Raw genomic sequence first — 20,108 nt, forward strand, 5'->3', positions numbered from 1 at the left:
GCAGATGATCGCCGATCCCGGGGCCGTGCAGGATTGCCGCGGATCCCACATCGGGGTCAGAGCCCTTTGCCACCGGCCAAGGGATCCGACCCCGCCCGTTGCCCCGGCAGCTGCAGTTCCGCCCGCAGGCCGCCACCCTCGCGGTTGTGCAACCGCAGCGAGCCGCCCAGCGACTGCGCCAGCTGCACCGCGATGGCCAGGCCCAGGCCGGTCCCGCCGGTATCGCGATTGCGCGAGCTTTCCAGCCGGTGGAACGGCGCCAGCACTGCCTGCAGCTGGCCCTCGGGAATACCGGGGCCACGGTCGGAAATGCTGATCCACACCCTTCCGGCCTCATCGCGACCCGCCTCGATCTCGGCGGCACCGGCGTAACGCAACGCGTTGTCGACCAGATTGCCGACCACCCGGCGCAGCGGCTGCGGCCAGGTCTGCACGACCAGTCCAGCGGGCGCACCACCAATGACCGGCTTTCCCATGTCCTCGTAATCGCCGACCACACTGGCCAGGAACGCGCCCAGGTCCATCGACACCGGCGCGCCACTGGCGACGTGGCTGCTGCGCGCATAGGCCACGCCCTCACGCACCAGTTGACCCAGGTGGTCGAGGTCGGCCAGCAGCCGCTGCTGGGTGCTGTCTTCAGGCAGGGTCTCCACCCGAAGCTTCATGCGCGTGATGGGGGTCTGCAGGTCATGCGAGATCGCGGCCAGGATCTGCAGGCGCTCACTGACATGGCCACGAATGCGTGCCTGCAGTGCATTGAGTGCAGCCGCCGCGCCGCCCACTTCCGCAGGGCCATCTTCAGGCAGTGCAGGCCCGTCCTTGCCCGGCTGCAGATGCTCCACCGCATGCGACAGCTGCTGCAGCGGGCGCAGGGCCAGGCGCACCGCCAACCACGCGCACACCAGCAGCAGCGCCAGCTGCACCAGCAGCACGGCGGGCAGCCAACGTGCCAGCGGCAGGCCCGACGGAGTGACTTCAATGGTCAAGGGTGTGCCGTCGTGCAGGCGCAGTTCCACCTCGAACCGCTCCGGCAGGCGAGCCACCTGGCGCGCCTGCAACGGATAGCGGTGCTGCAGGCTGTCGTCGATGATCGCCGTGACCTGGCGTGCACGGTCGGTCTGCAGCCCTGGTCCGGCCGCGGCCGGGCGCAGCAGGTAACGGTAGGTGCGCCGCTCCAGCCGCGGCACCCAGGCCTCACGCTGCGCCACAGGCAGGTGCTCCAGCAGCGCGACACTCACCGCCACATCCTCGTCGAGGTTGCGCAGCATCATGCTACGGGTGGACTGGTAGCGTTCGAAGAACAGCAGGCCGAAGGACAGCGCGTGGGCCAGGGTGAGTCCGCCCAGCAGGACCAGCAGCAGCCGCGCCGACAGCGTGCGCGTCCAGCGTGGACGGCGTGCGCAGGTGTTCATTCGTCCGGCCCCAGCAACTGCACCGGCACGCTGAACACATAGCCTTCGCTGCGCACGGTCTTGATGTAGGTCGGCTCGCGCGCGTCGTCACCCAGTCGCTGGCGCACGCGGCTGACCAGCAGGTCGATCGAGCGATCAAACAGTTCGGCATCGCGGCCCTGGGTGAGGCTGAGCAGCTGGTCACGACTAAGCACCCGATTGGCGTGGTCGAGGAACACGCGCAACAGGCGGAACTCGGCGCCACTGAGCGGATACGCAGTGTCCTGCGCATCCAGCAGATGGCGCGCGGTGGTGTCCAGGCGCCACTCGCCGAAGGCGAGCTGGCGCCCGGCCTCGCTCACCTGCAGGTTCGGCGGCAGCATCTGCGTGCGGCGGATCACGGCGTTGATGCGCGCCAGCAGTTCGCGCGAGGAAAAGGGCTTGGTCACGTAGTCGTCAGCGCCCATTTCCAGGCCGATGATGCGATCGGTTTCGTCATCGCGGGCGGTCAGCAGCACCACCGGCACCGCACGATGCTTGCCGGCGCGCAGGTTGCGGCACAGGCTCAGGCCGTCCTCGCCCGGCATCATCACGTCCAGCACCACCAGATCCACCGCATGGGTATCCATCAGCGCGCGCATGGCCCGGCCACCGTCGGCCTGGCTCACGCGCAGGCCGTTGCGCTGCAGGTAGTCGGCCAGCATCTGGCGGATCTCGCTGTCATCGTCGACGACCAGGATGTGCGGTACATGGTTCATTGCGTTCTCGATGAAGACGGAGGTCAGGGCCGCGCTGCGCGGCCATGGTAGCGCGGCTCAAGGGCTGGCCAGCAGGCGCTGGATCTCGCTTTCGGTACGTGCGTAGTCGCCCTCGCCGTAATGGCGGTAGACCACCCGCCCCTGCCGGTCGAGCAGGTACAGCGCGGGCCAGAAGCGGTTGTCCCAGGCGTTCCAGATCCGGTACTGGTTGTCCTGCACCACCGGCCAGGTGATATCCAACCGCGCGATGGCCTTGCGCACGTTGCCGGGCAACCCTTCATAGGCGAATTCCGGCGTATGCACGCCGATCACCGTCAGGCCCTGCGGCGCGTAGCGTGCATGCCACTGGTGGACATACGGCGCCACGTTGAGGCAGTTGCTGCAGGTGTAGGTCCAGAACTCGACCAGCACCACCTGTCCCCGCAACTGCTTCAGTGTGAGCGGTGGGCTGTTGTGCCAGGGCCCGCCGCCGTCGAACCCGGTGGCGGGAACGGCCTGTGCCGGCCGCGCACCGGCCTCCGGGCTGGGCCATGCCAGCAACAACACCGCTCCGCCCAGCAGGCCCAGCAGCAGCGGCAGTGCGTACCCTCGCAGTGCGGCCATCGCTCAGCCCCCCTGCTCGGCCAGCGGCAGCTCCACCGGCTTCACCCCCGCCGCTTCCAGGATGCTGTCGGCCACCTGCGCCGGATGCGAAAGCAGCGACACATGGCTGCTGCCGATCGATTGCAGCTGAGCACCGATGCGACGTGCGGTCGCGGCCTGCAGCTGTGGCGACAGCATGCGGTCATCACGACTGAGCACGTACCAGCTCGGCTTGCTGCGCCAGGCCGCCACGTTCACCACCTCGCCCAGCGCGCTGGCCTTCAACGGGACCTGCGTGCTGTACAGCAGTGCGGCCGACTTTTTCATCACGTCCGGGGCGAAGTCCTGGGCGATGGCATCGGCCGGCAAGGTCAGGTAGCCATCCCTCTCCTGCAGCCGGGCCAGGCCCGGCCCGACCGGGAAGCCTTCGCCCTGTTGCGCCGAAGACTGCCCTGCATCCGGTGCGAAGGCCGCCACGTACACCAGCGCCTGCACCTTCGGGTCATTGCCCGCTTCGGTGATGACCGTGCCACCCCAGCTGTGGCCGACCAGCACCACCTTGCCAGGCGCGGCGGCAATCGCGCGGCGGGTGGCCGCCACATCGTCGGCCAGTGAGGTGAGCGGGTTCTGCACCGCCACCGCCGGCACCTTCCAGTCGTGCAGCGTGGTGAGGACCTTGCTCCAGCTGGAGCCATCGGCGAAGGCGCCGTGCACCAGGATGACGGTGGGCGGTGCAGCGGTATCGGCCTGGGTAGCGAAGGCGGGGGCGGCAGCGCCGGCCAGGGCGAGAGCGGCGGCAAGCAAGGAGGTACGGATCATGGGTGTCACTCCGGTGTTGGGAGTGGCCATTTCCGCCTGCCGGTGTATCGGCGCTGTTTCTCCGTGGCGCGGAGTTGTACCGGACTGTAGGGCGCAGGCGGGTTTCTACACTGGGATACATTTGCGCGACGGGCCAGGCCGGCTACTACCGGCCGGACATCGTTCCCCGCCCGCGTGCGCACAACGCCCCGATGTGCATCCACGCATCGTCTTTGTATCGGACTGTACGAAACCCCGGTCGCGGCCACAGTCGCTGACAAAACCCCGGGCAACGGCACACGTTGCCGATACCTGCACCGCCTGGAATGGCCTCCATCGACCACTGGCCCGCAGGACACCACCATGATCAGCACCGCCTCTTCCGTGTATACCCCCCGCCTGGACGCCGTCGGCCGCTGGCTGTCGCCATTGGCGCTGCGCACCCTGCTGGCCTGGGAGTTCTTTGAGTCCGGCCGCGAGAAGCTGGGCGGCCAGAACTGGTTCGCCGACCTGGAAGGTCGCTTCCCGTTCCCGTTCTCCACCCTGCCCGCATCGTTGAACTGGCAACTGGCCACCTGGCTGGAACTGGTGGGTGCGGTGATGCTGCTGCTCGGCCTGGCCACGCGCTCGGTGGCCCACGTCTTCTGGGTGTTGACGGTGGTCGCCATCGCCGCCGTGCACTGGCCCGACCAGTGGAACGGCCTGAGTGAACTCTGGCAGGGCTACGCGATCACCGACCAGGGCTACGGCAACTTCAAGCTGCCGCTGCTGTTCCTGGCCATGCTGCTGCCATTGATCCTCAACGGCGGTGGCGCGCTCAGCGTGGACCGGCTGCTGGCCGGCCCACAGCATGCCCCCGTCGGCAATGACGGCCTGGGCTGGGGCGTCAGCCTGATCGCCCTGTTGCTGCCGGTTGCCGCGCTGTTGCCCGGCGTCGGCTTCGGCGGCGCCCTGCTCGGTGGCGTGCTGCTGCTGGGCTACGCGCTGCGCCGTCGTCGCACCGCCTGACCTGCTTCGCCCCTTCCCGAGCTTCTTCCTTTCGTTTCCGTCGCCTTCAGGCGGCGTCCATCCCGCACGCCTGGCGTGCCATCCCCAAGGAGTCACCACCATGTCCGTCTCGACCAGGAACACCCCCTCCTCCCGCCTGCCGCGCATTGGTGCCATCGGCATCGCCCTGGCCGGTGGCCTGCTGCTGGCCGGCCAGGCCGCCGCGATCCAACCGCTGGCGATCAGCGCCGTCGCCATGGGCGCCGCCGCCGAAGGCAAGTGCGGCGAAGGCAAGTGCGGGGCCAGCAAGGCCACCACCGGCAAGCCCGCCGGCAAGGCCAAGGTGGCCGAGGGCCAGTGTGGTGAAGGCAAGTGCGGCGACGCCTCGTTTGCCCGTACCGACCGTGACCACGACGGCAAGGTCTCGCGCGCCGAGTTCAACGCGGTGGCCGCCAAGCGTGCCGCCGAGTTCGACCGCATCGACACCGACCACGACGGTTACATCAGCGAGCAGGAAGCGCACGACTACCTGCGCAGCGTCTACACCGCCAACGGCAAGCCGATGCCGAAGGGTCTGTTCTCCCGCGTTGCCGATTGATCGACGTCCAACCGGCGCCGCCTTCAAGGCGGCGCCCTCTCTCTGGAGCATCCGCCATGTCCCTGCCCCTGCCCTCCAATGCCGCCGGTCTTGGCCTGCGCCGTGGCCTGATCGACGAACTGCTGGCAATGCCGGCCGGTGCCATCGACTTCCTCGAAGTGTCCCCTGACAACTGGATCGGCGTCGGCGGTGCACACGGCGCCGCGCTGCGCCAGCTCAGCGAGCGCCCCCCCCTGACCTGCCACGGCCTGTCGCTGTCGCTGGGAGGTCCTGATCCGCTGGACCGCACCCTGCTGGCACAGACCCGTGCCTTCCTCGACCTGCACCAGGTGCAGTTGTACAGCGAACACCTGAGCTACTGCGCCGCCGGCGGACATGTCTACGACCTGCTGCCGCTGCCGTTCACCGCCGAAGCCGTACAGCATGTCGCCGGTCGCATCGCCCAGGTGCAGGACATGCTGGGCCGGCGCATCGCCGTGGAGAACATCTCCTACTACGCCGTTGCCGGCGCGGACATGAGCGAGATCGACTTCATCAACGCCGTGCTCGCCGAAGCCGACTGCGACCTGCTGCTGGACGTCGACAACGTCTTCGTCAACGCCTGCAACAACGATTACGACGCTTTCGAATTCCTGGCCCGCGTGCCGTCCCACCGCGTTGCCTCGCTGCATGTGGCCGGCCATTTCGATGAAGGTGATGGCTTCAAGATCGATACCCACGGTGCCCCGGTGAAAGGCGTGGTCTGGGCGCTGTTGCGCGAGGCCTATGCGCGGGTCGGCGTGCGCCCCACGCTGCTCGAACGCGACTTCAACTTTCCGCCGCTGGCGGAGTTGCTGACCGAGGTTGCGCGGATCCGCCAGGCGCAGGTCGAGGCACGTTCACCCGAGGTGGCCCATGGCTGAGTCGCTGGCTACCCTGCAACGGCGCTGGGCAGATCATGTGCGCGACCCAGCAATGGCCGCACCCGAGGGCGTCGAGGCGGGCAGGCTGGCGGTATACCGCCGCCTGTGCATCGACAGCCTGGACGCCCTGCTGGCCGGCAGCCTGCCGCGCCTGCAACAGCAGTTGGGCACGCCACACTGGCGCGACACAGTGGAGCACTACTACGCCCACCACGCCTGCCAGACCCCGTTGTTCCCACAGATCGCCGGCGAATTCACGGCCTGGCTGGCAGTGCAGGACACGCTGGCACTCCCGGCCTGGGCAGCGGAACTGGCGCACTACGAGAGCACGCTGCAGTCGCTGCACATTGAAGCGCGTGACGCCGGGCAGTCGCTGCACAGCGTTCCCGAGGGCAGCGATGTGCTGGCGGTTTCGCCGCTGGTGCGGGTGCTGGGCTACAAGTCGCCGGTGCACGAGGACGAGGGGCTGGAACCGGTGCCGAGCGCTGCGCCCACGCTGCTGCTGATCCGGCGCCTCGCCGATTTCAGCCTGCAGGTCGAGCAACTGTCGCCGCTGGCCTACGCGCTGCTATCGATCTTTGGTGACGACGGCGCAGCTGTGGAAGCAGCACTCCGGGCGCTGTCCGAGGCACATGGCGTGGCAACGGACGCATTGCGCGCGGCCTGCGCGCCGGTACTGGGCGAGCTGTGTGCGGCGAGCGTGCTGGTTGTGCCGAACGACTGTTGAGGGTGCCGGCCAGCGGCCGGCGCTACCCACTCATCGCCCGGCCAGCGGCCGGTGCTCCCCATTCCTGCTTCGAGGTCTCACCATGCCTGCTTACAACACTTCCTTCCTGCACGGCTGGCGCCTGTTTGTGGCCATGGCCGTGGTCCTGATCGCATTCGCGCTGGCGGCCTTCGCCCTGTATCCCGATGCAGCCGAAGGCAGCCGTGCGGCGATACGGGTCACTGCACGTACATCGTTCCTGCTGTTCCTGGCGGCGTTCACCGCATCGTCGTTCGCCAGTCTTCTGCCCGGCCCATTCACCCGGTTCCTGCTGCGCGAACGGCGCACCGTCGGTTTGTCCTTCGCGTTTTCGCACCTGCTGCATGCCATCGCCATCACCAGTTTCGGCATCCTCAACCCGGCGTTCTGGCCAGCACGATCCGCGCTGGCCAACCTCCCGGGCACGGTGGGCTACATCGCCATCCTGGCGCTGGCCATCACCTCGCATCGGGGGATCGCCCGCCGCATGGGCCCCACCGCTTGGCGTCGCCTGCACCTGACCGGCATGTGGATCATCGCGGCGGTGTTCACCTACTCGTACTTCAAGCGCGTGCCAGGCAACTTCTGGTATGCGGTGCCATCGGCACTGCTGTTCACCGCCTTCGTGGTGCGCTGGATAGCCAAGCGGGCGCAGTCACTGCGGCGCAATGCGCATGCGCGGCCGCCGCTGCGGAGTTCTTGAGGTGGCGGTTACTTGTAGAGCCGAGCCCATGCTCGGCTGCCTCTCTGGTTCAGCCGAGCATGGGCTCGGCTCTACAGAGGGATCCCAGCGCGATAGGCAGCGAACTCACTGCGCAAAGGGACCTCCCCACTTCAGGTCACGGCGCGCGGCGCAATGTCACCAGGGTGATCTCCGACGGCACGCCGATGCGCGCCGGGAAACCGGCCCAGAGGCCCGCACCGTTGCCCACGTACAGCGTCATCCCATCCACGTCATAGCGGCCGGAGACAAAACCGCCATTGGCTCGCTTCACCAGCTGGTCCATGCCGATGATCTGCCCACCGTGAGTATGCCCGGACAGCTGCAGCTTCACCCCACGCGCCGCCGCCTCGCGTGCATTGCGCGGGCGATGATCGAGCAGGATCACCGGCGCGGACGGATCGGCACCCTCCAGTGCAGCCTGGAGATCCGGCAGCGGCAGGCCGTAGCGTGCCGCCACCGGGTCGGTGACACCGGCGATGGTGAGCGCCGCATCGCCGCGTCGTACCTGCAGATGACTGTTCTCCAGCACCTGCATGTGCAGCGCGCGGAACGCCTGCATCCACTCCTGGTACTGCGCGTAGTACTCGTGGTTGCCGGTAATGGCAACGACACCGTCCGGCGCCCGCAGATCGGCCAGGGGTCGCGCGTCGTCGCGACGGGCCTCGACGCTGCCGTCGATCAGATCACCGGTGATCACGATCAGGTCCGGCTTCAGCGCGTTGCCCTGGTCCACCACCCTGCGCACCCAGTCACCTGTCAGCAGGCGGCTGGCATGGATGTCGGTCAGCTGCAGCACGCGATAGCCGTCGAACGCCGCTGGCAGCCCGGCAATGCTCACCTCGATCTGCCGCGGCTGGGGCACTGCCATGCCCTGGCTGACACCATAACCGCTGACCAGCAGGGCCAGCACGCCGGCCGCCGGCCGCAGCTGCGGTGCACGCAGGGCCGATACCATGCGCGGCCAACGCAGCAGGCGCGAAACCAGCAGGCCGGCGTCCAGTACCAGCATCACCAATGCCAGCAGCAGCACCGCCGTGGAGCCGGTGGCCAGCGTGGCGATGGCCAGTTTCGGAATTTCCGGCGACGCCATCGTGCCCCAAAAGGTCGCCACGATGCGCAGCTGCACGGCCACAGCCACCATCAGCAGCGACAGCACGACCTTCAACCCGATGGGCATGCGCAGCGGCCAGAACAGGCGCCAGGCCACATACAGGCCCATCAACAAACCGATCGTACTCAGCACTGCAACCATCCATGACAAAAAGCGGGCCCGCCATGGTGACGGCTGCGGGCCATGTTGTGTAGAGCCGAGCCATGCTCGGCTGCATCCCCGAAGCCCAGCATGGGCTCGGCTCTACAACGGCTGGTCGAGGTGTTCCACCCGCAGGCGGGCGATACGGCGTTTTTCCATCGCCAGCACGGTGATGCGCACACCCGCCACCTCCACTGCATCGCCAATGTCCGGCAGCCGGCCCAGCTGCTCCAGCACCAGCCCGGAGATGGTCATGTAGTCGGCACTGCGTGGCAGCGATACGCCGGTCAGCCGCTGCAGGTCGTCCAGGGTCAGCGCACCGTCGGCCTCCCACTGGTCCTCGCCCTGTGCGACCACGCCATAGCGCTCGTCCTGGGTATCGACCAGATCGCCGGCAATCGCCGCCAGCAGATCGTTGGCGGTCACCAGGCCCTCCACGCTGCCGTACTCATCCACCGCCACCGCCAGCGGTACCGGATGCTGGCGGATCAGTTCCAGCGCCTGCAGCGCACTGGCGCTGGACAGCACGTACTGCGGCTCGCGCAGGTTGCCTTCCAGCTGCAGCGGCCTGCCCTGCAGCAGGTCAGCCAGCAGGTCGCGGCTCTGCACCACGCCACGCAGGCTGTCCAGGTCACCATCGCCCACCAGCAGCCGGGTGTGTGGCGAGGCCACCAGGCGGGCCACCACATCCTCCTGGCCCCGCGCCAGGTCGATCCACTGCACATCCGCGCGCACGGTCATTACGCTCGACACCGGACGGTCAGCCAGGCCCAGCACGCTGCGGATCATCTCGTGCTCGGCCGGCTGCAGGCGCTCTTCGGCATCTACCGGCTCGTCCACGCCGTCATCGGCATGGCCGTTGGCCGGGCGCGCCCCGAGCATGCGCAGCACCGCATCAGCGGTGCGCTGGCGGAACGGCTGGCGGCGCTCGTTGCGCTCACGATTGAAACGCACCCACTGATTGAACGCCTCGACCAGGATCGAGAAGGCGATCGCCGCGTACAGGTAGCCCTTCGGGATCTTGTAGCCCAGGCCCTCGGCCACCAGGCTGAAACCGATCATCAGCAGGAAGCCCAGGCACAGCACCACCACGGTGGGATGCTTGTTGACGAAGCGGGTCAACGGCTTGCTCGCCAGCAGCATCAGCGCCATCGCGATGGTGACGGCGGCATACATCACGCCCAGGTTGTCGACCATGCCGACCGCGGTGATCACCGAGTCCAGCGAGAACACCGCATCGAGCACCACGATCTGCGCCACCACCATTGCGAAGCTGGCGTAGACCTTCTTGCCGTCTTCGTGATGCGCGCGGCCTTCCAGCCGTTCGTGCAGCTCCATGGTGCCCTTGAACAGCAGGAACAGGCCACCGCCCAGCAGGATCAGGTCACGCCCGGAGAAGCTGTGCTCGAACAGCGTAAGCAGCGGCGCGGTCAGTTTCATGATCCAGGCCAGCGCCGCCAGCAGCACCAGCCGCATCAGCAGGGCCAGTGCCAGGCCGATCACCCGCGCGCGGTCGCGCTGGTGTGGCGGAAGCTTGTCGGCAAGGATCGCGATGAACACCAGGTTGTCGATGCCGAGCACGATCTCAAGCACGACCAGGGTTGCAAGGCCCATCCAAATCGAGGGGTCAGTCAACCATTCCATTTCAGGTCCGTTTCGTCAGTGGGTAAGGGAGAAGAACAAACACTCAGTCTGCGTCCTGCGCCCGCGCCGGGTCGTACCCGAGCAGGTCGCCAGGCGTGCATTGCAGCTCCCGGCAGATCGCATCCAGCGTGGAAAAGCGGATGGCGCGCGCCTTGCCGGTCTTCAGGATCGACAGGTTCGCCAGGGTGATGTCGATGCGACCGGCCAGCTCGGACAGGGTCATGCCCCGTTCCTGCAGCACGCGGTCCAGGGTGATGACGATTGCCATCAGATGACACCGTCGAGGTCATCGCGCATCGCCGCGCCCACGGCGAAGACGCGTGCCAGCACGAACAGCATCAGCACCGCCACCAGCCCGGTGATCGACATGCCGCCGCCCACCTCCATCCAGCTGAAGTCCGGGCCCATCCAGGCCGCGTAGGCGCCGATCAGGATCGACAGCAGCTCCATCGCCAGCATCAGCCACGCCATGCGTCGCAGGCGCTGCGCATTGGCGTGGGTGAACGGCCTTTCGCGCGCCGCCGATTTCAGCAGCCGCAGCAGATGGCGCAGGAACAGCAGGCACAGCACCAGCAGCGCGACGATCACAGCCAGCCCCAGGCAGAAGTGCAGGAACAGGGCGTTGCCGTGCGCAGCAGCGGCAGCGGCATCGTGGACGCTGTCGAGCAGCCAGCGACGGTCGTGCGCGACCAACGGCACGGCCAGCAGTGCGGCCAGGATGCCCAGCCAGCACATCGCCCGGACGGCCTGGACGGCGGCCTGGGCCAGGGTGAACAAGCCTCGCGCGGGTCTGGCGCGGGCGGGACGAGCGGTCAAGCGGCCTCCGGCATTGGGGCGGCCCCGCCGCCCCGGGATGTATTTATCGATAAACGATATATCACAACCTGCATGAAAGGCTGAATCGCGGGCATGGGCAGCCTGCGCGGCGCGGGGCCAGCGTTATTGGCTGGGTGCAGCCTGCTCCAGCATCGCTTCGCCCGGCGTCACCGAGGCCATCGCCTGCACGCCGGCCTCGGCCGCCTGCCGCGTGACCAGCCGGAAACGCACCTGCAGCTTGGCCTGCCCGGGCGTGGCCCAGCCGTACTGGATCGCCACCTGGTCCGCCGACAACGGCCCACGGCCTGGCAGCGAGCGCGCCTGCAACGGCGTCGGCGCCGCCTGCACCAACCGGGCGAAGCCCTTCTGCACGACCGCCGCGTCGGCCTTTTCGGCGTAGACCGTGCACGTGCCATCGTCAGCCCAGCTGACTGCATAGCGGCCGCTGGCCAGCGGCACCATCCAGGCCACGCCCGACTGCCCCTGCAGCAACGTTGCCGCCTCGGCAGGCTGCAGCGGTGACAGCCCGTTGGATTCCATCAACGACTGCAACCGCGCTGGCGCGCCGATGTGCTGCATGCAGGCGGTATCGAACAACTCACTGAAAGGGTCCTGCGCTTGTGCGCTGGCCCTGGGTGCACGCGCAGGCTGCGCCGCCGCCAGGGCAGGCAGCAGGGCCAGGATCAGCCAGGAGGCAGGGCGCATTGGAACTCCACGGTACGGAACGCAGCGGGGAGGATGGCAAAGCCCGGGCGTGGCGTGCAACGGCCGCGTTGCCGCCGGCCTCCCCGCACCGGGATCAGGCTGTGATTTCGCCCTCGTCCTCGCCATCCCAGTAGTGGATGCGGCTGGCGCGCACATGGATCAGCACCAGTCCTGGTGTATCCACTCCCTGTTCGAACCACCGCTCCAGGTCCTTCACCCAGTGCTCGCGCATCGTGGCCCGATCGCGCACCAGCGCTGCCCTTCCCTGCACGTGCACGAACAGCGGCGGCTTGCCCAGCAGCGACTTGCTGCCGGAGAAACCCAGTGCGACGGCAGGGTCAGCCTCGATCTCGCGCACCATGTCGGTGTCTTCCATGGTGAAGAACCAGCTGTCACCGTCATAGTCCACGTCACCGTTGTTGCTCATGGGGCGACCGGCAATTTCTCCACCGGCGTGGGTCTGCAGCATCGTGAAATCGATGCCGGCCATTTTCTTGGCAAGTTCTGGGAGGGTGAGCTGGGTCACGGCGCGGTCCTTGATCGGAGGGACGCCCAGCGTCTGCGCAGAGCGGTGACCGGAAAGTGGATGAGCACTTGCGGCCTCTTCACGGGAAACGAGATACGGCGCATGGTCCGTGCGTGACGCACTCCACACCACCATACCCACGTTAAAAGCAGATGGAGGAACGCCCCTGCGAAGCACCACAACCGGCTAACAGGGGGCTGCCGGAGAATCGCGCAACCCCGTGGCACGACCGGCATGGCAGCCGGCATGCGCGCGGCGACTCCTTCGCAACCGCATGGCCTCCACATGGATCTGTTCGCCTGGCTCGCGTTCGGCTGCTACCTGCTGGCGTTCTTCATTGTCTCGCTGTTTGCTGCGGCCTATCTGAAACGTTCCGACTTCATGCCCTACCACGCGCAGGCGGTGGGTGTGCCGTGGGCGGAGATCGAACCGCGCATGCAGGTGCTGCTGATGGCACTCATCCGCGTGGTCGGCGCCGGGTGGATCGCACTGGCCGGTGCCGGCGTGATGCTGGCCTGCCTGATCTTCTTCGGGGGTCACTTCGCACTGCCGCAGCTGCTGGCGTTCCAACTGTTCTGCCTGGTCGCCACGCTGCCGCCGGTCCTGGTCGCTTCGGGTGTGCGGAGACGCACCGGTGCACGTACACCGGTGCCCGCTGGCGCCGCAGTGGTGCTGCTGTCCGTCATTGGATTCGTACTGGCCCTGTTGTCGCTTCCGCGGTGAGTTCCCTTTCTCTCCCCTCCCCCCACGAGGCTCCACGATGAATCCCGAATCGATCTTCTACAGCGTGGTCAACGGTGATCTTCCACGTTCCCAGGCCGGTACCCTGCTCGGCTGGCGCTTCGTCGGCTATGACGATGCACTGCGCCGCATCCAGGTCGAGTTCGACGCCGGGACGCTGCTCACCAACCCGATGGGCAACGTGCAGGGCGGATTCCTGTCAGCGATGCTGGACGACTGCATGGGGCCGGCGATCTACGCCACCCTGCCAGCCAACCGCATCGCGGTCACGGTGGAATCCAAGACCAGTTTCGTCAACCCGGCGCGGCCGGGGCGGATCATCGGCTGGGGCGAAGTCGAGCACAGCAAGGACAGCATCGCCTTCACCCGTGGCTGGCTGACCGACCCGGACGGCAAGGTACTGGCCACCGCCAGCGCCACCTTCCGGGTGGGTGCGCTGCGCTGGCGCGGGTTCTCGGTGCCGCGTCCCATCGCGCGACGGATGATCGCGCGCACGCTGCGCCGCGTGCATGCGCGGATCGGCTGATGCGTGTCCTCAACGTGCGTTGCGGCCGCCGCCGGACACCCGCACGCAGTCGCGGCCCTGCGCCTTGGCCTGGTACATGGCCGCGTCGGCGGCACGCAGCAGGGTGCGCCAGCCCAGCGCATCGGTGCCCCCCTCGGCTACGCCGAAGCTTGCAGTGACCCGCAGCACCTTGCCACCGACCAGGGCGATGTCCAGCCGCTGCAGCGCAACGCGCAGCGACTCAGCCAACTGGCGGCCACCGGCCAGGTCGCCGTCGGCCAGCAGCACCAGGAATTCCTCGCCACCGTAGCGGGCAATGCGGTCGCTGCGGCGCAGGTGGCGCCGCAGCAGCTGTGCCACCTGCACCAGCACCTCGTCACCGGCATCATGCCCGTGGCCGTCGTTGATCGCCTTGAAGCGGTCCACGTCCAGCAGGATCACCACCGCACTGTTGCCGCCGTCGGCATGACGCTGCTGCACCAACTCGTCCAGCGCGCGCCGGTTCAACAGCCCCGTCAGCTCATCGGTGCCGGCCAGCTGGCGCAGCTCGCTGGTCAATGCCGAGCGCTCGCGCGACTTCTCGCGCAGCACTTCGATGGCATCGAACAGGCGCTGCATCTCGGCCAGCGGGTGGGTCACATGCTGCTCCGGGCCGGGGGCTTCCGAGGCGATCTGGATGACCTGCTTCTGCGCCTGCAGCAGCGGCCGCAGGATCTGCAGATGGGCGATGCGCAGCGCCACGCCCAGCACCACCAGCGTGCCCAGCACCGTCGCCACCAGCACCACCAGGCGCGTCGCTTCGCGGTTGCGGGTGCGCTCGAAACGGGCGATGGACACGCTCAGGTAACCATCACGCAGCGCTTCCAGCGACCGCAGAGTCGGCACGTAGCGCGTGGTGAACTCGGCGGCGGTCCACGGCGGCGGCACGCCCCGCCGGCCATCTTCGATCAGCTGTTCGATCATCGGCAGCGATTCGCCGAAGAACTGGCGGCGTGCCATGTCCCAATGCCAGGACAGCGTCGGATCGCTGCGGAACACGGCTTCATGGCTGCCTGCCAGCCGCCACAGCTCCAGCAGGCGGCCTTCGGTCTGCAATGCCGCCCGCACCTGTTCGTCACGCCAGGCCCCCGGTACCGCCACCGGCGCCATCACGTTCGAGGCCAGGCGGCCGCCATGCTCGCGCAGGTCGATCAGCACCTGGCCCTGCATTGCCGGGATCGCCGCTTCGCGGTCGGCACTGACCAGCACGCCGATCTGCGTCGAGGTCAACACGTGCAGGCGATCGACCACGGCGAACATGCTGCTGATCGCGCGCTCCACGTCTTCCACCCGGCGCGCGTCGTGCGGCTGTGCCGCCACCTGGTCCACTGCGGCCCGCGCCGACTGCAGGCGACGTTGCACGTCGGCCAACAGCCCATGTTCGCCGACCACGCCGGGATCGGCCTTGAACACGGTGTCCAGTTGCAGCAGGGCGGTGTCGACCCGCTTGCGCGCAACCGCCAGCTGCGCGGCCAGCCGGGCCTGTTCGGCCGCATCGGCCGTATTGGCTCCCAGCAGGCTGTTGGCGGGGCCGCGCTCGGCCGACACCCGGTTGGCCAGGTCGAAGGTCTGCTGCAGCCGGCGCAGGCTGACCAGGTTGTCCTCGGCGGCGGTGAAGCGCAGCGTGCCCTGCACCAGTGCGATGGCCATCAGCGGCAGCGTACAGACTACGAACAACCCGGCCAGGATCCAGACCCAGGTCCGCAATCCGATGGGCGACGCCTTGCGGGCCATGCACATTTCCCCTGTCGTGCGGAACACTGTAGCGGCCGCCTGCACAGGCGCCAAGCCGCTGACGGGCCAACCGTGGCCGTGGGTACACCGTGCGCGCCGCGAACGCACCGACAAGGCCGCGCGGACGCTCGAATCGGGACAAATACGTCATGCCCCGCCGCGTCAGATCCAGCGCTGGTCGACCAGTTCGCGCTTCACGTAGGCATAGAACACCGGCGCGGCGACCAGGCCCGGCAGGCCGAAGGCCGCCTCCATCACCAGCATGGCCAGCAGCAGCTCCCAGGCCCGCGCCTGGATTTCGCCACCCACAATGCGCGCGTTGAGGAAGTACTCCAGCTTGTGGATCACGATCAGGTACAGCAGCGCCGCCACCGCCACATAGAACGAGACCGACAGTGCGACGATGGTGATGATCGTGTTGGAGATGATGTTGCCCACCACCGGCAGCAGGCCGGCCAGGAAGGTGATCAGCACCAGGGTCTTGGACAGCGGCAGGTGCACGCCGAACAACGGCAGCACGCCCAGCAGGAAGATCGCGGTGAACACGGTGTTGAGCAGCGAGATCTTCACCTGCGCGAACACCACCTGACGGAACGCGGTGGCCAGGCGGCTGGTGCGCCCGACCAGCTCCTGCGCCAGCGGACCCATCTTCGGCAGCGGCAGTTCGTCATACAGTGCGATCATCGCACCCAGCACCATGCCGATCAGTACGCGCACACCCACCTGGACCACCGAGGTACCGGCCACGCCCAGCTGGCGCTGATGCTCGGCGGCCCAGTCGTTCAGCGCCGCGCGCAGCGCTGGCATGTCTTCGGGAATGTAGGGTTGCAGCAGCGCCGGCACCTGGTGCCGCGAGGTGTTGAGGATCTCCATCAGGCGCGCCAGCAAAGCGTCCGGGCCACCGGTCTCGTTGCGGAAGAACGAGGCCACGCCGATCCCCGCCAGCACCAGCGCGCTGATGATGATCGCCGACAGCACGATCACTGCGATCGCCCGTGCGCGTCCCGGCGGCAGCCTGCCTTCCACGGTGGAGGCCAGCAGGTGGGTCAGCTGGAACACCAGCAGGCCGGACAGCAGGGTGACCACCAGGCCCAGTTTCAGCGCCAGCCACATGCCCAGCAGCATCATCAGCCATGCCGCGATCCTTGGGATGGGGGGCTTGGGCTGGGCAACGAGAGCGTCTTGCATGGGAGCGCGTCCGGGCGGGGTGGCCCATGGTAGAGGATTGGCGTGCTGATTCCGCGTGCAGGATGAATGGGCATTTCATCCGCGTTCGGCGGCAGCCGTGCCGTCCCCACGCGCGCTCACTCGCCGTAGCTGGCGGTGTTCTTGCCCTGGCGCTTGGCGTGGTACAGCGCGCGGTCGGCCAGTGCCAACCAGTCCTCGACACTGCCGCCACGCGGCGTGGCCGCAATGCCGATACTGACGCTGAATTCCACCCCCGGCGTGGCCTGCCGCGCGGCCTCGAGCAGGTGCAGGCGCACCCGCTCGGCCACCTGCATCGCGTCGACGGGCGCGCAGTCGCGCAGCAGCACGACGAACTCATCGCCCCCCAGCCGCGCGGGCGTATCACCTGGGCGGGCAACGGTGCGCAATGTCGCCGCGATATGCCGCAGCACCTCGTCACCGGCGCGGTGGCCGTGCGAGTCATTGATGCGCTTGAAGTCGTCCACATCGAGCATCAGCAGGCAGGCAAAGCCGCCCTGGCCCTGTGCCCGGTCCAGCGCCTGCTGCGCACGCAGGATCAGGAAGCCGCGGTTGGCCAGCTCGACCAGCGGGTCCATCCGGCTGAGACGCTGCAGCTGGCGGTTCTGCGATTTGACCCGGCGCGCCAGCTGCCAGCTGAGAATGCTCAGGCCGATGCCATACACGAACAGGAACGGGACACTCAGCATGATCGTGCGCTGCGAGGTGACCGGCTGGTAAGGGAAGCCGAGCGCCCACCAGGTGAGCGCGAAGCCCACCAGCAGGGCCAGCGTGGCGCGCATCGCCAGGCGAACGCCACCGGCAGCGATCTTGTCGGCCACCAGCAGTGCGGCAAACAGTGCACTGGGCACTACGCTCAATGCCATGAAGGCGATCCAGCCACCGCCGAACAAGGAGTCGGCCACCATGCAGCGGAACTGGACGAGCGCGGGCTGGCCGGAGCGCTGGGTCAGCATCAATGCCAGCGCAGGCCACGCCAGCGCATTGAGCAGCAGCAGGGCCCATGCCAGCGGCCCATCGTGGCGCTCGAGGATGATCGAAGCGATGGGGATCGCCCCCAGCCCATTGCCGACGAAACGCATCCAGCCGATGCGACGTGCCGCGCCAATGCCTTCGACCGCGCCTTCCGCCGAATCGGTAAAGAATGGCATTGCCCCCCCCTGCGCGATCGCACCCGCTGCTACGGCCCTTGCCGGGCTGCCTGCGATGAGTCTGACAGCTTTGCGTCAATTCGGGATCAAGGTCGCGGGACGACGCGCGGGCCGGCCGCCCCGCTCCGGCTGCCCTGCCTCGCCTCCGCTACCGCCGAGGCGCCGCTGTCGAACCGCGCAGCATGAAGCTGAACTCCAGCGTCTGCTGAAGCGGTACATCGACCTGTTCAATGATGGCGAGCAGCAGGTTGACCGCGCGCTCGCCGATTTCACGCATCGGCTGCTGGATGGTCGTCAGCGGCGGGGTGAGGTAACGCGACGAGGCCAGGTCGTCGAAGCCGACGATGGAGAGCGCTTCCGGAACGCGGATGCCCCGGTCGCGACAGGCCGCCAGTGCCCCCAGTGCCATCTGGTCGCTGAAGCAGAACACCGCGGTCGGCACGGGCGTGCCGTCCAGCAGCGCCATCACCGCCGCATGCCCGGACTCAACGGAAAAGTCCCCGGGCACGATGCTCAGCTGGCGCAGGCGACCCCGCGCCTTGCCGGCGGCCCGGACCCCTTCCAGCCGCTGCTGGTGCAGGGGGTTGTCAGGTGGCCCGCCGACCACGGCGATCCGTTCGTGCCCCAGGCCGTACAGGTGCTCCATCACCGCGCGTGCGGCGGCCGCGTTGTCGATATGGACGCTGGGGATGCCCAGTGCGGGGTCGAACTCGCATCCATTGACCACCGGCGCAGCTGCGCCGCGCTGCTCGACGATCTCGCGCGCGGTCGGTGGCAGGCGATGGCCCAGCACGATCATGCCGTCTGCCTCGTTGCGCCGGAGCATCTGCGCGTAGCGCTCCTCACGATCGGGTTGATGCTGGGTATCGCCCAGCAGAACCGCGTAACCGACCGCCTGCGCGGCCTCCTCCGCACCCTGCAGGATCTGTGCGAAGAACGGATTGGCGATGTCCGGGACGGTGACCAGGATCTTGCCGCTGCGCTGGGTCTTGAGCGTGCGGGCCACCGTGTTGGGCACATAGCCCAATGCGGCGGCGGCCTGCTCGATGCGCGCACGGGTGGCCGGCAGCACCTTGTCCGGCCGGGAAAGCGCCCGTGACACCGTGCCCGCGGAGACGCCGACGTGCCTGGCGATGTCGTAGATGGTGGCCATGGCGTTAGTTCTCCTGTCCGCTGTGCAGTGCACAACAGGTCCTGCGTGCGCCCCTGCTAGGATAATGCAATCGATTGCATCGAGGGCGAATCACGTTGAAGACGCTCAAGGGTCCAGCGCTGTTCCTGGCGCAGTTCATCGGCGACACAGCTCCTTTTGATCGGCTGGACACGCTGGCCGGATGGGCCGCGGGTCTGGGCTATTCTGGCGTACAAGTTCCCACCTCCGCGCCCCACCTGTTCGATCTGGCCGCGGCGGCACGCAGCCAGGCGTACTGCGACGATGTTGCCGGCATGCTGGCCGGGCACGGCCTGCAGATCACCGAACTGTCGACCCACCTGCAGGGGCAGCTGGTCGCGGTCCATCCCGCCTACGACAGCCTGTTCGACGGATTCGCACCCGCCGATGTGCGCGGCAACCCGCCCGCGCGCCAGGCCTGGGCCGTGGAGCAGCTGCGGCTCGCCGCGCAGGCCAGCCAGCGCCTGGGGCTGACCGCGCACGCCACCTTCTCCGGTGCATTGGCCTGGCCCTACTTCTATCCGTGGCCGCAGCGCCCGCCGGGCCTGGTGGAAGAAGCCTTCGCCGAACTGGGCCGTCGCTGGCGCCCGATCCTGGATGTGTTCGACGCCTGCGGCGTGGACCTGTGCTTCGAACTCCACCCCGGCGAGGACCTGCACGACGGCGCGACCTTCGAGCGCTTCCTCGATGAGGTCGACCATCATCCCCGCGCGAAGATCCTGTACGACCCCAGCCACCTGCTGCTACAGCAGATGGACTACCTCGGCTTCATCGACCGCTACCACGCCCGCATCGGCATCTTCCACGTCAAGGACGCGGAGTATCGCCCCAGCGCGCGCAGCGGCGTGTATGGCGGCTACCAGGACTGGATCGATCGTCCGGGCCGGTTCCGCTCACCCGGTGACGGCCAGATCGACTTCAAGGCGATCTTCTCGAAGTTCGCCCAGTACGACTTCCCCGGCTGGGCGGTGCTGGAATGGGAGTGCTGCCTGAAACACCCGGAGGACGGCGCGCGCGAGGGTGCCGCCTTCATCCGCGATCACATCATCCATGTGACCGAACGCGCCTTCGACGACTTTGCCGGGAGCGATACGGGCGCTGGATCACTGCGCCGCATGCTGGGAATCTGAGCC

The 20,108-nt window shown here is 67.9% G+C and carries 22 protein-coding genes; 8 read left to right on the forward strand and 14 right to left on the reverse strand.

The window, feature by feature from the left end; all coding sequences use genetic code 11:
* Positions 1–56 precede the first annotated feature (56 nt).
* From HMPREF3114_RS07825 to HMPREF3114_RS07840, 4 genes are read right to left on the reverse strand one after another with little or no spacing between them, the layout of a single operon-like run.
* The gene (locus tag HMPREF3114_RS07825; protein ID WP_053497638.1) at positions 57–1,412 is read right to left on the reverse strand and encodes a sensor histidine kinase; all 1,356 of its coding nucleotides are present in this window, start codon (positions 1,410–1,412) and stop codon (positions 57–59) included.
* Positions 1,409–2,149, reverse strand: coding sequence for a response regulator (locus HMPREF3114_RS07830; RefSeq protein WP_005415664.1), 741 nt, complete (start codon positions 2,147–2,149; stop codon positions 1,409–1,411). The genes HMPREF3114_RS07825 and HMPREF3114_RS07830 overlap by 4 nt, the downstream gene beginning before the upstream one ends.
* Positions 2,150–2,206: 57 nt before the next feature.
* Entirely contained in the window at positions 2,207–2,752 is a 546-nt protein-coding gene (locus HMPREF3114_RS07835; RefSeq protein WP_053497636.1) for a redoxin family protein, read from the reverse strand.
* Positions 2,753–2,755: 3 nt separating this feature from the next.
* The gene (locus tag HMPREF3114_RS07840; protein WP_005415662.1) at positions 2,756–3,550 is read right to left on the reverse strand and encodes an alpha/beta fold hydrolase; all 795 of its coding nucleotides are present in this window, start codon (positions 3,548–3,550) and stop codon (positions 2,756–2,758) included.
* Positions 3,551–3,892: 342 nt separating this feature from the next.
* On the opposite strand from HMPREF3114_RS07840, the gene HMPREF3114_RS07845 reads away from it, so the two are divergent.
* The 5 genes from HMPREF3114_RS07845 (at position 3,893) to HMPREF3114_RS07865 (ending at position 7,464) form a co-directional block, all read left to right on the forward strand.
* Positions 3,893–4,537, forward strand: a complete 645-nt coding sequence (locus tag HMPREF3114_RS07845; RefSeq protein ID WP_053497634.1) for an HvfX family Cu-binding RiPP maturation protein — start codon at positions 3,893–3,895, stop codon at positions 4,535–4,537.
* A gap of 100 nt (positions 4,538–4,637) precedes the next feature.
* A complete protein-coding gene (locus HMPREF3114_RS07850) occupies positions 4,638–5,114 on the forward strand; it encodes an HvfA family oxazolone/thioamide-modified RiPP metallophore (protein WP_053497632.1) in 477 nt (158 codons plus the stop codon).
* 56 nt (positions 5,115–5,170) lie between these two features.
* Positions 5,171–6,016, forward strand: a complete 846-nt coding sequence (locus HMPREF3114_RS07855; RefSeq protein WP_053497630.1) for an HvfB family MNIO-type RiPP peptide maturase — start codon at positions 5,171–5,173, stop codon at positions 6,014–6,016.
* Positions 6,009–6,743 (forward strand): HvfC family RiPP maturation protein, encoded by a 735-nt coding sequence (locus HMPREF3114_RS07860; RefSeq protein ID WP_053497628.1) that lies wholly within the window; start codon positions 6,009–6,011, stop codon positions 6,741–6,743. The genes HMPREF3114_RS07855 and HMPREF3114_RS07860 overlap by 8 nt, the downstream gene beginning before the upstream one ends.
* 82 nt (positions 6,744–6,825) lie before the next feature.
* Complete coding sequence (locus HMPREF3114_RS07865; protein WP_053497626.1) at positions 6,826–7,464, forward strand: ferric reductase-like transmembrane domain-containing protein; 639 nt, start codon at positions 6,826–6,828, stop codon at positions 7,462–7,464.
* Positions 7,465–7,600: 136 nt separating this feature from the next.
* Here HMPREF3114_RS07865 and HMPREF3114_RS07870 read toward each other — a convergent pair whose 3' ends face one another.
* The 6 genes from HMPREF3114_RS07870 to HMPREF3114_RS07895 form a co-directional block, all read right to left on the reverse strand.
* Positions 7,601–8,737: a metallophosphoesterase gene (locus HMPREF3114_RS07870; protein ID WP_053497624.1), complete on the reverse strand. Its 1,137-nt coding sequence runs from the start codon at positions 8,735–8,737 to the stop codon at positions 7,601–7,603.
* A 102-nt stretch (positions 8,738–8,839) separates the two neighbouring features.
* A complete protein-coding gene (locus tag HMPREF3114_RS07875) occupies positions 8,840–10,381 on the reverse strand; it encodes a TerC family protein (protein ID WP_053497622.1) in 1,542 nt (513 codons plus the stop codon).
* 43 nt (positions 10,382–10,424) lie between these two features.
* Complete coding sequence (locus HMPREF3114_RS07880; RefSeq protein ID WP_053497620.1) at positions 10,425–10,649, reverse strand: helix-turn-helix domain-containing protein; 225 nt, start codon at positions 10,647–10,649, stop codon at positions 10,425–10,427.
* Positions 10,649–11,116 carry a DUF2975 domain-containing protein gene (locus HMPREF3114_RS07885; RefSeq protein ID WP_053497667.1) on the reverse strand — a complete coding sequence of 156 codons (468 nt, stop codon included), beginning with the start codon at positions 11,114–11,116 and terminating at the stop codon, positions 10,649–10,651. Before HMPREF3114_RS07885 ends, HMPREF3114_RS07880 begins: the two co-directional genes overlap by 1 nt.
* Positions 11,117–11,320: 204 nt before the next feature.
* On the reverse strand, positions 11,321–11,902 hold the full coding sequence (locus HMPREF3114_RS07890; RefSeq protein WP_053497618.1) for an NMCC_0638 family (lipo)protein: 582 nt from the start codon (positions 11,900–11,902) through the stop codon (positions 11,321–11,323).
* A gap of 94 nt (positions 11,903–11,996) precedes the next feature.
* Positions 11,997–12,428, reverse strand: coding sequence for a pyridoxamine 5'-phosphate oxidase family protein (locus tag HMPREF3114_RS07895; protein WP_053497616.1), 432 nt, complete (start codon positions 12,426–12,428; stop codon positions 11,997–11,999).
* A gap of 285 nt (positions 12,429–12,713) precedes the next feature.
* Here HMPREF3114_RS07895 and HMPREF3114_RS07900 point away from each other — a divergent pair, with 285 nt between their 5' ends.
* Both HMPREF3114_RS07900 and HMPREF3114_RS07905 read left to right on the forward strand, forming a co-directional pair.
* On the forward strand, positions 12,714–13,151 hold the full coding sequence (locus HMPREF3114_RS07900; protein WP_053497614.1) for a hypothetical protein: 438 nt from the start codon (positions 12,714–12,716) through the stop codon (positions 13,149–13,151).
* A 37-nt stretch (positions 13,152–13,188) separates the two neighbouring features.
* Entirely contained in the window at positions 13,189–13,695 is a 507-nt protein-coding gene (locus HMPREF3114_RS07905) for a PaaI family thioesterase (RefSeq protein ID WP_053497613.1), read from the forward strand.
* Positions 13,696–13,704: 9 nt separating this feature from the next.
* Here HMPREF3114_RS07905 and HMPREF3114_RS07910 read toward each other — a convergent pair whose 3' ends face one another.
* The 4 genes from HMPREF3114_RS07910 to HMPREF3114_RS07925 all read right to left on the reverse strand — a co-directional run bounded on the left by HMPREF3114_RS07910 (position 13,705) and on the right by HMPREF3114_RS07925 (position 18,957).
* A complete protein-coding gene (locus HMPREF3114_RS07910) occupies positions 13,705–15,447 on the reverse strand; it encodes a GGDEF domain-containing protein (RefSeq protein WP_053497665.1) in 1,743 nt (580 codons plus the stop codon).
* 162 nt (positions 15,448–15,609) lie between these two features.
* Positions 15,610–16,635 carry an AI-2E family transporter gene (locus HMPREF3114_RS07915; protein WP_053497611.1) on the reverse strand — a complete coding sequence of 342 codons (1,026 nt, stop codon included), beginning with the start codon at positions 16,633–16,635 and terminating at the stop codon, positions 15,610–15,612.
* A 116-nt stretch (positions 16,636–16,751) separates the two neighbouring features.
* Positions 16,752–17,804, reverse strand: a complete 1,053-nt coding sequence (locus tag HMPREF3114_RS07920; protein ID WP_053497609.1) for a sensor domain-containing diguanylate cyclase — start codon at positions 17,802–17,804, stop codon at positions 16,752–16,754.
* A 148-nt stretch (positions 17,805–17,952) separates the two neighbouring features.
* Positions 17,953–18,957 carry a LacI family DNA-binding transcriptional regulator gene (locus tag HMPREF3114_RS07925; protein WP_053497607.1) on the reverse strand — a complete coding sequence of 335 codons (1,005 nt, stop codon included), beginning with the start codon at positions 18,955–18,957 and terminating at the stop codon, positions 17,953–17,955.
* Between the two features lie 95 nt (positions 18,958–19,052).
* Between HMPREF3114_RS07925 and HMPREF3114_RS07930 the strand changes: the two genes are divergently transcribed.
* On the forward strand, positions 19,053–20,105 hold the full coding sequence (locus HMPREF3114_RS07930; RefSeq protein ID WP_053497606.1) for a sugar phosphate isomerase/epimerase family protein: 1,053 nt from the start codon (positions 19,053–19,055) through the stop codon (positions 20,103–20,105).
* Positions 20,106–20,108: the final 3 nt, after the last annotated feature.

Source organism: Stenotrophomonas sp. HMSC10F07, assembly GCF_001807895.1.
GTDB lineage: Bacteria > Pseudomonadota > Gammaproteobacteria > Xanthomonadales > Xanthomonadaceae > Stenotrophomonas > Stenotrophomonas sepilia.